Below are 12,238 nucleotides of genomic sequence, written 5' to 3'. Positions count from 1 at the left end.
AATAAAAAACGTGTCGGTGTCGTTCTGAAGTCCTATTTTTTGCATTGTTGGATAGAGGCCCGCCCAGACTAGGCAGTACGTAACAAAAGCTGACGCGCGAACCAGTACATGCATCCAGAAAAAGATTTGGCGCCGATCCGCGTGGTGCTGGCGGACGATCATCCGCCGCTGCGCGCGGGGATCCGTATGCGGCTTGAACAGGAGCGGGATATCACCGTCATCGCAGAGGCCGACAACGGCCGCGACGCCTTGCGGCTCGCGCGCGACCTCAAACCCCATCTCCTCGTGCTCGACATGGAGATGCCCGACATGTCCGGCGTGGATGTCGCGCGGCAGTTGCGCGAGACGGACGACACCATCCGCATCCTCGTCCTGAGCGCCCATGAAAACGAGGACTACCTGGAGCGTCTTTTCGAGAGCGGCGCGGCGTCCGGTTACCTGACCAAGCAGGAGTCGCTCGAAACCATCGTCGCCGCCGTGCGCGGCGTCGCCCGGGGCGAGGAAGGGTGGCTCAGCCGGGAAGTGGCCGCCGCGATGATGAAACAGCGGCGGGGCGGGACGGCCAAAACCGATCCCGCGATGGAGGAACTCAGCCGGCGCGAAATCGAGGTCCTCAAACTCATGGCCCGCGGGTACAACAACGTGCAGATCGGCGAGGAGCTGTTCATCGCCGAGAGCACGGTCAAGAAACACGTCAGCAACATCTATACGAAGCTGGAGCTCGGCTCCCGCGCCGAGGCGACGGCCTGGGCGTGGCAGCAGGGGCTGGTGGACAAGGGCTGAGCGGCCCCTCCTCATCGTTCTGATACGCACCTCTTTTCGGCATACTATTTGTCGATGGAAAGAACGGCGCTCGGCCGGCACATTGTGCTTCACGCCATGCCGGCCCGGGCCCTGTTCGTACGTTTCCAATCCATTCCGGAGCAACGTCTGCCGACGATCCCTTGTCGGCCAGACGCGGGCAACCACCCCCTTCTGCGCCCCCCGGTCTAGCTGAAAAGGCTCGCCTTGTTGGATAAAGTTTATCTCGCGTCGCTCCTGCTGTGTGTCATGGGGGTGGCGATGGGCTGCGACAGCGCCCTGATGCGGGAAGTCGCCTACCACGAACGTGTCGGGAATCTGGACGAGGCGCGCCAGGCGGCGGAGCACGTCGCCACGACGCGGCCGGCCAATACCGAGGCCCACTTTCTCCTCGGCCGCATCCGGCTGGAGCAGGGCGATTTCGCCGGCGCGCATGCCGCCTTCGAGCAGGCCAGCGTCCGCACGGCCCGCTACAACGAGCAGATCGCGTTCCTGCTCGAATCTGCCTTTCGCAACGCGATGGCCAGCGGCGCCAGCGCCTACGCCAGCAAGTCGTTTCCTGAAGCGGCCGCCCATTTCGACGACGCCACGCAGATCAATCCCGAGTCGATGGATGCCTTTCGGGCGCTCGGACACGCCTCGGTACAGGCCGGCGACCGGGCGTCCGCCATCGCGGCCTACGAAGCGGCCGTGCAGCTCGATGAGACCGATTTTGAGGTCTGGAACAACCTCGCCGAACTGACCGCCCTCGAGGGCGCCTACGAACAGGCGATCGGCTATGCCCGGAAAGTGCACGAGATGGATCCGACCTTCCGCCCCGGACTGCGGCGTCTGGCCTTCGTCGAAGAAAAGCTCGCCCAGTACGATGAGGCCGAGGCCCACTATCGCGCACTGGTCGATGGCGGCCACACCCACGCCGACGAGCGCAATCTGGCCTTCCTGCTCTATAACCGGCAGAAGTATGCCGAGGCGTTGCCGCATCTGCAGGTGCTGGCCGATCACGCGCAGCCGGACTGGGACGTGCTCAAGATCCTGTGTGAATCGTACCTCGCCGTCGAGGATTTTTCGCGGGCCATCAGCGTGGGGGTGCTGCTCCACGAACGCCGGCCGGAAGACCGCGATGTCGTGAGCAACCTGATCCTGGCGTACGAGAAGGTGGGCGACACCGAACACGTGCAACACTTTCGCGCACAGCTCGCGCGGATGGAGGGTGAATTATGAGTCCCCGCCGTCTTTCGTCCACCTCGTTCGCGCTGCTGGCCCTCGCCATCACGTTTCTGGGCAGTCTGCCGGCCGCCGCGCAGGGTCTGGTGCCGGCGTTCGTGCAGCCGACGCCGTATTCGGCCAACGTGCTGCCCTACGAACCGATCCGGCTGACCTACGACACGCCGATCGACACGACCAGCTTTTCGGGCGCCGTCTTTCGGGTCTACGGAAGCCAGGGCGGGCTCTATGAAGGCACGCTCTCGTACGACGAGGCCACGCTGACCGTCATCTACACGCTGCCCTGCGCCATGCGGGAGGGCGAGCGGGTGTCCGTGACCGTGTCGGGCATCCGGGCGCTGTCGGGGGCTTCGCAGGCGCCGTTTCAATGGCAGTTCGTGCCCGCGGCGGCCTACGGAAGCGGCCGGTTCGAGGGCCCCGATGTGTTCAGCCTGGGCGCCGGCGATGCGCCGGTGCACCTTTACGCCGGCGATCTCGACGGCGATCTGCTGCCCGATGCCGTCGTCGCCAACAGCGGCTCGAACTCCATCGCCATCTACCTCAACCAGGGCAGCCGGCCGCGCCGGTACAGCCAGCGGATCGACGTGCGGGTCGGTTCGGGGCCGTACGCGATTTCCGGGGGAGACTGGAACGCCGACGGGGCAGTCGATCTCGTCGTCAGCAATTTGCTCGAAAGCACGCTCACGCTGGTCTTCAACGACGGCAACGGCCTGTTCAGCACGCAGACCCTCGACACCGGCGAACGGCCGGTGCGCACGGCGGTGGGGGATTTCGACAACGATGGCGATCAGGATATCGCCGTCTCGGCGTTCGGCGTCGATCAGATCTATGTCCATCTCAACAACGGCGACGGCACGTTTGCGCCGCCGGCGGTGTACGACGTGGGCGCCTCGCCGGCGGGACTCGTCGCGGGCGACTTCGATAACGACGGGTTTCTCGATCTCTACGCCGCCAGCCTCGGCGATCAGCGTCTCGATTACCTCCACAACGACGGCACCGGCGCTTTCGAGCCGACCGTGACGACGCCGCTGCCGTTTTCGCCGGCGGCCATCGAAGCCGCCGACGTGCTCAGCGCGGACACGACCCGGTACGGGGATGCGCGGCTCGATCTGGTCGTCTCGGCGCAGGATTCGCGCAACGTGGTGGTCCTGCAAAATACCGGCAACGGCGCGGCGCTCCAGCTTTCGCAGGCATTGCCGGTCGATTCCACCTCGTCGCAGGCGCTGGCGCTCGTCGTGGCCGACATCGACAGCACGGATGCCCTCGGGGCCTTTCGAGGGCTGGGGCAGGATTTCGACCTCGACGTCGTCACCGCCCATCTCGCCGACGGCGAGATCCGGCATTCTGAATACCGCCGGCCAGGGGTTTGAACGCGCTCTGCCGGCCGCCTATCAGACCGGTGCGCTGCCCCAGGATGCGAATCCCATCGCCATCACGGCGGCGGACGTTGATGGGGACAGCGACATGGACCTCCTCGTGGTGAACACCACCGCCGGCAACCTCGCGGTCTTTTACAAGATCGGTGGGCGCGAGGCGCCGCTGGACGTGCTGCCTCCGGTCCTGGCCTACGGCGAGCTGTGTGTGGATGAGGATTCGACGCAGACCGTGCAGGTCCGCAACAACACCAACCACCCGGTGTCGGTCGATGTCAGCGTGCGCCCGGATGCCGGCGTGTATTTCCCGGATACCGCGGCGCTCGTGCTCGAGCCGGGCGAGAGCGGATCGATCGCCGTCCGCTTCACGCCGCTCGCGGCGGAAGACTATGTCGCCGAACTCGTGCTGCGCACGCGCATCCTGGCGGAGTTGTGCGGCCTCGACGCGCAGCAGAGCATCGTGGAGGTCACCGTGCCGCTGGTGGGGCGCGGCGTGTCCTCGCGGTTCACTGCGACGCCGGACACGCTCGACTTCGGCATGGTCGTCGTGGGGGATTCGCTGGTCCGCTCGTTCGATCTGTTGAATGAGGGAAATATCGCGGGCGACCTCAGCAGCTTCTTCGCCAGCAGTCCGCTTTTCGAGGTGCTGGCGCCCATCCCGCCCGAGACGATCGTCGCCGGCGGCCGTCAGGCGGTTGACGTCCAGTTCAAGCCGGATGTGGCCGGCGTCTACTTCGATTCGCTCCGCGTCGCCACGGTGGACCTCTGCGGGCGGGATACGTTCTACGTCTTCCTGCGCGCCGAGGCGGTGGATCCGCTCCCGGATCTGATCCCGCGTAACCTCGCGGTGGCGGCCGGCCTCGCGCTGACCGGCCTCCGCGTCGGCGACAATCTCCAGGTGCTGGCCGATCTCGAAAACCTCTATTACCCGGTCCCCGACACGTTCCGCAACCGGTTTGTGCTGGTGCGCCCCGACGGCGTCAGCGAGCCGGTGGGCGATATCGTCACGCCGGGGATGAACGTCGAGATCCTGCCGGGCCTGACCAGCAGCAGCTTTGCGCTCACGCAGGCCGGCGCGCACCAGGTGTGTTTCGATGCTGACGTGCTCCTCGACATCCTCGAGGTCGATGAGGAAAACAACCGGGTCTGTATCGGCCCCTTCGACGTGCGTCCGTTGCTTCCCGATCTGTTTGCCGCCGATCTGGCGCGAACCGATGGGCTCGCCGACCCGATCACACGCGGCCAGACCCACGACTTCACCGGCGTGGTGCGCAACATCGGCGACCTGGATGTCAGCGAGCCGTTCCGGGTCGAGATCCGGAGCAACGATCAGGTCGTCGATTTTGCGACGATCGAGGCCCTGGCCGCCGGCGCGGAAACGACCTTCACGGCCAGCGTCGATTTCCCCGATCCGGGCACCTACACCCTCGTTTTCCGCGTCGACGCCGACTTCGGGATCGATGAGATCCTCGAGGACAACAACGATTTCGTGCTCGGCCCCTTCGAGGTCGAGCTTCCTGACGCCCTGCCGGTGGCGCCGAACCCGTTCACGCCGAACGAGGATGGCTTCAACGACCGCGTCGCCTTCCGCATCGCGGAGTTCGGCCTGACGCAACCCGTGCTGCGGATCTTCAGCTTTGAAGGCCGGCTCCTCCGCACGTTCGACCAGGTGGTGGATGGCGCGCTGGAGTGGGACGGCCGCGACGACGACGGGCGCGAGCTGCGCCCCGGGGTGTACCTCTACACGGTGGAAGAGGAGCGAGATATCGTCGCCACCGGACACATCACCCTGGCCCGGTAGACGAGGAGGACGCCATGAACAGGATGCACTACCTTCACGCCATGACCCTGGCTACGCTGCTGCTCGCGCTGGTGGCCGGCCGTGACGCGCGCGCAGCAGCCCATGATGGGCCCCTCCGTCAGCATGGAAGACCCGATGGCGGCGTTCGCCAACCCGGCGATCCTTTCGTTCCAGCGGGCCCGTCTCGCGCTCGGCGCGAAAGCATACCATCTCGGCTTCGGCGAATCCGGGGGCATCCCGTTGCGGCAGGGCGCCTTTGCGCTGTCGTCGCCTTTCCTGCTCTCGGACCGGTTCGGCGCCGGCATGCTCGTGCAGTATTTCGACAGTCCGATTTTTCAGCGCACGTCGATCGGCGCCGGCGTGTCGGCGCGTTTTCTCAAGTTCCTGTCGGTGGGGGCGCAGGTGGCCGCCTACAACCTGTCGTACGACGCCGCCAACTTTGTCGAGTTCGATCCGGCTGACCCCGTGTTTGCCGGCGGGTACAGCCGGACCGTCATCAACGCCACGCTCGGCGCGTTCGCGCAGCCGCTGCCGGCGTTGAGCCTGGCGCTTGGCGTGCGCAATGCCAACGGCCCCGATCTCTCGCTCGTGGGCGATGGCGTAACGCTCGCCCCGGAACCGTTTATCGGCGCGGGCTACGCCGTGGGGCCGATGCGCGCGCTCGTCGAGCTGGTGGGCACGGCGTACGGGCCCGAAACGCGCTGGAGCGTGGAGGCCGTGTCGCTCGCCGGCTCGTACCTTCGTTTCAGCAGCACGACCGATCTGGACCAGGCGCGGCTCGAAGGGCTCCTGCATGTCGGCGGGCCGATCAGCGTGAGTTATGGCTACGAGCTGCCGCTCGGCGCGCTCGGCGGCGCGACGAACGGGTCGCACACGTTCAGCCTCGTCTACGAGTTCGGCCGCACGCCCGATCTGCCCGATCCCATCATGCCGCCGGCACTGCTCTATACGACCGATCTGCCGACGCTCGACCCGGTGCTGCGGCCGCGGGTGTACACCAGCGCCACGAGCGACTACCTGCGCTACTACGAGCAGGTCATCGTCCGTGAGATCGACAGCGACATCCCGGAGGCGGCGTTGCGGCAGCTCTCGAAAGCCGACCTCGGCGCGCTGGATTCGGTCCGCGTGGCGCGGGTGCAGCCCACCGAGCCGGCGCCGATCGAAGACCCGAACGACCGCGTGGTGATGACGGGCACGTACTCGTCTCAATATGAAGCCTCAGTGCGGGAAGCCGGACGCGTTGTGGGACGTGACGACTCCAGAACACTGCGCGTCACCGCGCCGGCCGACGCGCTGCTGCGCGCCACCGGCGTGCGCAACCGCCTGGTCGGCCAGGGCATCCCCGGAGACCGCGTCGAGATTGTGCCCGCCCCCGCCGACTCGACGCTCGAACGCGCCACGCAATCCAGCTTTTTGCCCGAAGAACACGCGCTCGTGCTCGAACCGGCCAGCACCCTGCTGTACTTCCTCGGCGCCAACCAGGATGGCGTCGCCACCGGCTGGGAAGTGCGCGTCGACGATGCCGAGGGGAACACCGTGAAGACGTTTGCCGGCAGCGGGCAGCTGCCCGATGAGCTGGCATGGGACTGGCTGGACGATACCGGCACCGTGATTGCACCGGGGGTCTATCAGTACCGCCTGTACTGGACCGATCAGCAGGGCGAACGCCATGCGTCCAACCGGCGCAAAGTCTACGTGCAGAAATTCCTGCGCAAAGTCACCGTACGCGTCACGCGAGACATCGAGCCGCTTCAGCAGGACGCCGACCGCATTGAACTACGTATCCAACACTAGATCGTGAGATCCATGAACCGATTACTGCGCCTATTTCTAGTGATCATTGCCGCCGGCGTGTTTGTCGCGCTCGGCGGTGCCGGCCTCAGCGCCGGCGCGGAGAGTGCGGGGAGCGCGCTCCTGCCCGTCCAGGCGGCGGACGCGCCGTCCGACGGGTTCACCATGAACAACCTGTGGACGCTCACCGAGCAGGCCGGACCGCTGCGCTGGCCGATCTTCCTGGTGTTCATCATCGGGATGTTTCTGGTGACCCTGAAGTGGTTCGAACTGATGTCCGACCGGCGCGAATCGAAAGATCTGGAACACGTCGACTTCCGCCTGATGGGCCTGCCGCAGATCATCAAGACGATCTCCGGCCAGAAGGACAGCATGCTGGCGCGTCTGCACGCCACGATGCTCAACGTCTTCCAGTCCCAGCAGAACCAGGCCGACCTGCACGACGAAATCGCGAACTACATCCGCTACCAGCAGGACCGGTTCGACACGTTCAAGCGGCGGGTGGATTTTATGTCCGACACCGCCGGCGCGCTCGGTCTGCTCGGCACGGTATGGGGCATCTTTACCGTGTTCTCCCAGGGCTTGCTGGACGATCAGGTGATTCTCACCGGCATGGGCTTCGCGCTCATCACCACCCTCATGGGTCTCATTGTCAGCATCATCCTGAACCTGAGCTCGACCGAAGTCTTCGGCTTCTTCAACCGCCGGCTGGAACGGATCGGAGCGAAGTCGGACGAGCTGCGCTTCCGCCTGATGGAGCTGGCTCTTCCCAGCGCCGCCAAGGGCGACACGCACCTGGATCTCGAGCCGCTCGTGAACGATCACCTCGCTCCCGTCGTGTCCGTGTCGGGAAACCCGGTGACCAGAACGGAGACGGTGCGTCCGGCGCCCGAGGGAAAGCCTATCGCGCAGGTAGAGGCGGTCCTGCAGGACCGGTTCTCGAATAGCGCCTTTACGGCGATTCGGGTACCTCTGCACTGCGCAAGTCGATGTTGTCCGCCAGCGTCGATGTAACCCGCCAGCCGCACGCGCTGCGGCTGCTGAATGCGCCCAAGGAGGAGGCGGCCGGCCGAACGATCAAGCAGATCGTCGTCCAGCTCGTCGACGAGGCCGAAAATGCGATCCCCGGACGCAAGGTGGTCATCGGGGTCGACAAGGGCGAGAGCAGCCTCAACACGGGAGACCCCGAGGTAACGCTCACGACCGACGACAAGGGGGAGGTCCGGTTCGACTGGAACCTGCCCCATCGCGCCGGCCTGCAGACTTTCACGGCGAGCGTGCCCGGGTCGGAGGCGGCGGGCACCCGCATCAGCCACACGGTCATGGCCAAACCGGGGCTTCCGCGGAAGCTGAAGCAGTTCGGCAACAACCAGGGCGGTGCGGCCGGCGAGAAGCTGCCCAAGCCGCTGAAGGTCCAGGTGCTGGATGAATACGAGAACCCGATCCCGGAGTGGCCCGTGGTCTATGCGGTCGAGCTGGGCGACGGCTCGTTCGACAACGGCAAGCAGGAAATCAAGGTCAAGACCGACAAACGCGGCGAGACGGGCATCGCCTTCCGCGTGGGCAGCGAGCCCGGCTTCAACACGGTGAAGGTGACGGTGGATGGCGTGGGGCGTGACCTGAAGTTTCAGGCCATGTCGATGTCATGACCGTGCAGACCCCTGATTTCAAGCGAGGGAAGCGATGACGAATTCCGGCTTCATCATGCGGTTCGTCGATGTGGTGCTGATCATGCTCTTCGGCTTCATCACCATATCGAACCTGCAGGACACCGACGTGGCGCTGCCCGAAAGCGCCGAGACCGAGCCCATGCCGATCGATAGCGAGGAGATCGAATTTATCGGCATCCTGCCCGACGGCACGTTTCTGATCGAGGACGAGCAGACCAAGATCAGCAGCATCGAAATGCTGCGCGGGTACCTCACCCGGCGCGTCGCGCTGCTTCAGCAGGAGGCGCGCCTGAAGGTGCGGATCCGCAGTAGCTGGGATGCGCCCGTTCATTACGCCCTGGACGTCGCCGCGTTGTGTGACGACATGGGTATCCAGAAGTCACTGGAAGTCGAACTCAACCTCAGCGGCGATTGAGCGCCCCGAGCCCGCTACGATGCAACGTAAAGGCTACATCATCCGCTTTATCGATATCGGACTGATCATCCTCTTCGGATTTCTCATGATCAGCGATCTGACGGTCATTTCGCAGATTCAGCTGCCGGGCGTGGAGAAAGACGCGCCGGTGGAGCCGCCGGCGGAGGATACCCGCATGATCGGCGTGCTGATCGAGGAGACGGGGCTCTACCAGGTGCGCGAAATGGCGACCGACGAACCCCTGTATGTCAACATCGAACAGATGGCGGACCTCGAGTCGCTCGTCGGGCAACTCGTGCGGGATCAGAAGGACGCCGGCGGAGACGTCGAAATCGTCATCGAGCCGCATCCCAATGCCGTGATGCAGCGGCTGGTGGACGTGCACGACATGTGCGAGCGTCTCGGCGTCCGGAAAAACATCAATACCCAGATCGGCAGAGGCGGCGCATGATCCTACCCGAACCCAGAGGCGACGCGGCGAGCCGGAAAGGACGGGCGCTGCTCGTGACCGGCGCGGTGAGTCTGCTCTCGTACGGACTCCTCCTCGCGGCCTCGTATTCCGTCGACAAGCCGACGCGCCAGGTCTTCCGGGAAGTCGACCTCGCCCTGTTTGCGCCGCCGACGCCGGTGCTCGCGCCCGATCCGGCCCCATCGGAAAGCGCCGCGCCCGAGGAGGCGCCGCGTGAGACGACGCGCGAGAAGCCGGCGACGGCCGTCCGGTCGCTCGACCAGCTGGATTTGAGCGCCTTCCTCCCGCAGGAACTGGACGTGTCGTCGAACGACGCCCCGCCCGAGCCCACGCGCTCGCGCCAGCCGGCGGCGGGCGCCGGCGGCGTGGAAACCGCCGACGCGCTGTCGGGCCTCGGCGACCTGAGCGCGCTCGACGGGTTGAACAGCGCGTTGCCGGCCGCCGGCCGCGGCCGGGCCGGCCGCACCTCCGGCAATCCGAACGGCGGCGGCGACATTGCGATCGCATCGGGCTCCGGGGGGCAGGGAGCCGCGCGCGTCGGCGAACAGATCGGCGGCGACACCCGCGTGGTGGGCGGGCAGCAGGCGCGCCAGAACGCCGGCCTGCAGCAGGGCCCGACCGTCGAGCGCATTTCGCTGGACGCGCTGGGCGACGACTATGCCAACCTCGAAGTGCGCGAACTGGTGGACTGGATGAAAAAGCACCCCGCCGAGCTGCCCATCGGCATCCGGCAGCTCGTCCGCCATCGGCCCTCGTTCCTGTCCTCTATCGCGGCCTTCACGGTCGACGGCAAGGCCTACGAGCTGTATCTGATGTGCAAGGAAAGCCTGTACGAGGTGCACATCGTGCTCGTCGAGAAGGAGGAGGCGACCTACCTGGTCGACCGCAGCTTCCAGAAAATGAGCGCCTATCTGCGCGAAGGGGTCGTCCGGCGCGACGGACGCGACATCGTGGCCGTCAATTCCCGCCGGGATGCCGCCTCGAACGAACGGTCGCGCGAATTCTACGGCCTCTTCCTCTCCTGGTGGGAGCAGGCGCGTGCCGAACGCTAACCGCATTGCCCGAGACGTACGTACCGTGAATATGCACGCATCCATCCGCATTCTACTGCTCGTCAGCCTGTTCGTCGCCGGCTGTTCGGGCTCCCGGCATGCAAGCCGTCCGGCGCAGACCGATCTGGACATGCTCGTCGTGCCCGCCGGCGTGGACAGCACCGTCGCTGCCTACGCCGATTCGCTGAGCAAGGCCTCCTTTGTCTCGATCCCCGATCAGGAGCAGGCCTCCGAGGTCCGGGAAGAGGCCGTCACGTGGACGGCCTACAGCGACACCCTCTGGGAATTTCTCGAACTGGCCGCCGACTCGTCGGGCCAGGTGGATCCGGTGGCGGCCGAATCCGCGCTACGCGCCGCCAACCAGGCGGCGGGACCGCTGAATCAGCTCATCCAGCTCGCCCGCGCCGGCGACCTCGATTCGAAGGAGGGGACCAACCGGCAGACGGTGCTGCTGAACCAGGCCCAGCAGGCGCTGGAGCAGTCGATCCGGCTGAACCCCTTCGACGAGCAGACGCAGAGCGTGCTCGCGCGCGTATACACCGCGCAGGCGCAGCGCCTCGGGAAGGCCGACGCCTACGAGGAGTCGATCCAGGTCCTTGAAAAACTGACCCGGCTTCGGCCCGACCAGCACGCGCTGTTTCTCGCGCTGGCCAACAACTATTACCAGACCAAGCGGTGGGCGCCGGCGCTGCAGAACTACCAGCTGGCCGAGCAGGTGTATCTGGATACCTACGACCTCGTGCCCGACCCGGCCGACGCGGTCCTCGACTCGATGCTGCTCTTCCAGTACGTCGTCCGGCAGGCCGACGTGCACGTCTGGCGCCGCGACGCCCCTTCGGCGCGCTCGGCGTACGAGCGGGCGCTGGCGCTCGCGAGCATTCCGGAAGACGTCGACTTCGTGAAGGGCGAACTCCAGTGGATTTCGTGGGACAACGGCAACATCGCCGCCAGTTTCGCGCGCGACTCGCTCGTTCAGCTCGAGCAGGACGGTGATCTCAGCGGGGCCGAGCGGGGCTTCGGCCGGCTCCTGGGCCAGCTGTCGACCCAGCCTGCGCGCGACGAGATGGAATGGCGGCTGGCGGCGGTCCAGTACAAGAACGGGAATGGCGACGAGGCCGCCAGCCGGCTGCTCGGCCTGGTGCAGCGCACGCCGGTAGACGCCGCCGGCGTGCCGGTCGACTCGCTGTACACGCGTTATTTCGACACGTTCGGCACGATCTGCTTCAACCAGGCGATGATTTATCTGGGCGAACGGCGCGACAACCGAACGGCCCTGAAATATCTCGAACAGGCGGCCTCGATCCCGTGGAAAGACCGGCCGAGGGCGTATCTGGAGAGCGCAGAAGCTGCTGCGCAGCAGCGTCACGGGCGGTAGCGCGCCGAACTCGCGCTCAACGAGGTCGAACGGCTGTCGGGCGAGGATCAGAAAACGCTGTACGGACTGCTCGCCACCTTCCATCGCACCGAAGGCAATTTCGCCGAGGCGCGGAAGTATCTCGAACTCTATCGATCCATGTAGTTGGCCGGCCCCTGCCGGCGCGGAGCGTCACCATGCAAATCGTCCTGTGTATCCATAAGCCGGGAAGCGGCCGGGCCGCGCCGCCCGCGATACGTGGCGTTTTATGGGCGCGCGCGTCCGCAA

11 protein-coding genes are annotated in these 12,238 nt (G+C 65.9%); all 11 read left to right on the top strand.

Going from position 1 to position 12,238, the window contains the following annotated elements; all coding sequences use genetic code 11:
• Window positions 1–108: 108 nt before the first annotated feature.
• The 11 genes from R2834_01325 to R2834_01275 all read left to right on the top strand — a co-directional run bounded on the left by R2834_01325 (window position 109) and on the right by R2834_01275 (window position 11,971).
• A complete protein-coding gene (locus tag R2834_01325; GenBank protein MEZ4698943.1) occupies window positions 109–783 on the top strand; it encodes a response regulator transcription factor in 675 nt (224 codons plus the stop codon).
• A 225-nt stretch (window positions 784–1,008) separates the two neighbouring features.
• Window positions 1,009–2,022, top strand: coding sequence for a tetratricopeptide repeat protein (locus R2834_01320; protein MEZ4698942.1), 1,014 nt, complete (start codon window positions 1,009–1,011; stop codon window positions 2,020–2,022).
• Entirely contained in the window at window positions 2,019–3,395 is a 1,377-nt protein-coding gene (locus R2834_01315; GenBank protein ID MEZ4698941.1) for a VCBS repeat-containing protein, read from the top strand. The genes R2834_01320 and R2834_01315 overlap by 4 nt, the downstream gene beginning before the upstream one ends.
• On the top strand, window positions 3,283–5,199 hold the full coding sequence (locus R2834_01310) for a choice-of-anchor D domain-containing protein (GenBank protein ID MEZ4698940.1): 1,917 nt from the start codon (window positions 3,283–3,285) through the stop codon (window positions 5,197–5,199). Before R2834_01315 ends, R2834_01310 begins: the two co-directional genes overlap by 113 nt.
• 102 nt (window positions 5,200–5,301) lie before the next feature.
• The gene (locus R2834_01305) at window positions 5,302–6,993 is read left to right on the top strand and encodes a hypothetical protein (protein MEZ4698939.1); all 1,692 of its coding nucleotides are present in this window, start codon (window positions 5,302–5,304) and stop codon (window positions 6,991–6,993) included.
• A gap of 12 nt (window positions 6,994–7,005) precedes the next feature.
• Window positions 7,006–8,004, top strand: coding sequence for a MotA/TolQ/ExbB proton channel family protein (locus tag R2834_01300; protein ID MEZ4698938.1), 999 nt, complete (start codon window positions 7,006–7,008; stop codon window positions 8,002–8,004).
• A complete protein-coding gene (locus R2834_01295) occupies window positions 7,980–8,639 on the top strand; it encodes a hypothetical protein (GenBank protein ID MEZ4698937.1) in 660 nt (219 codons plus the stop codon). Before R2834_01300 ends, R2834_01295 begins: the two co-directional genes overlap by 25 nt.
• A gap of 34 nt (window positions 8,640–8,673) precedes the next feature.
• Entirely contained in the window at window positions 8,674–9,075 is a 402-nt protein-coding gene (locus R2834_01290; protein ID MEZ4698936.1) for a biopolymer transporter ExbD, read from the top strand.
• A 19-nt stretch (window positions 9,076–9,094) separates the two neighbouring features.
• On the top strand, window positions 9,095–9,526 hold the full coding sequence (locus R2834_01285) for a biopolymer transporter ExbD (GenBank protein ID MEZ4698935.1): 432 nt from the start codon (window positions 9,095–9,097) through the stop codon (window positions 9,524–9,526).
• Entirely contained in the window at window positions 9,523–10,596 is a 1,074-nt protein-coding gene (locus R2834_01280) for a hypothetical protein (protein MEZ4698934.1), read from the top strand. Before R2834_01285 ends, R2834_01280 begins: the two co-directional genes overlap by 4 nt.
• Window positions 10,597–10,627: 31 nt before the next feature.
• Window positions 10,628–11,971 (top strand): hypothetical protein, encoded by a 1,344-nt coding sequence (locus tag R2834_01275; protein MEZ4698933.1) that lies wholly within the window; start codon window positions 10,628–10,630, stop codon window positions 11,969–11,971.
• Window positions 11,972–12,238 lie beyond the last annotated feature (267 nt).

The sequence above is a fragment of the Rhodothermales bacterium genome (assembly GCA_041391505.1).
Lineage (GTDB): Bacteria > Bacteroidota > Rhodothermia > Rhodothermales > JAHQVL01 > JAWKNW01.
This window is presented reverse-complemented; position numbering and strand designations above follow the sequence as displayed.

Excerpts from the sequence above, each read along its gene's own strand:
- R2834_01325 (MEZ4698943.1), top strand. The coding sequence starts at position 109 with ATGCATCCAGAAAAAGATTTGGCGCCGATCCGCGTGGTGCTGGCGGAC.
- R2834_01295 (MEZ4698937.1), top strand. The coding sequence starts at position 7,980 with ATGTTGTCCGCCAGCGTCGATGTAACCCGCCAGCCGCACGCGCTGCGG.
- R2834_01315 (MEZ4698941.1), top strand. The coding sequence starts at position 2,019 with ATGAGTCCCCGCCGTCTTTCGTCCACCTCGTTCGCGCTGCTGGCCCTC.
- R2834_01305 (MEZ4698939.1), top strand. The coding sequence starts at position 5,302 with ATGATGGGCCCCTCCGTCAGCATGGAAGACCCGATGGCGGCGTTCGCC.
- R2834_01310 (MEZ4698940.1), top strand. The coding sequence starts at position 3,283 with ATGCCCTCGGGGCCTTTCGAGGGCTGGGGCAGGATTTCGACCTCGACG.
- R2834_01300 (MEZ4698938.1), top strand. The coding sequence starts at position 7,006 with ATGAACCGATTACTGCGCCTATTTCTAGTGATCATTGCCGCCGGCGTG.
- R2834_01275 (MEZ4698933.1), top strand. The coding sequence starts at position 10,628 with ATGCACGCATCCATCCGCATTCTACTGCTCGTCAGCCTGTTCGTCGCC.
- R2834_01285 (MEZ4698935.1), top strand. The coding sequence starts at position 9,095 with ATGCAACGTAAAGGCTACATCATCCGCTTTATCGATATCGGACTGATC.
- R2834_01280 (MEZ4698934.1), top strand. The coding sequence starts at position 9,523 with ATGATCCTACCCGAACCCAGAGGCGACGCGGCGAGCCGGAAAGGACGG.
- R2834_01290 (MEZ4698936.1), top strand. The coding sequence starts at position 8,674 with ATGACGAATTCCGGCTTCATCATGCGGTTCGTCGATGTGGTGCTGATC.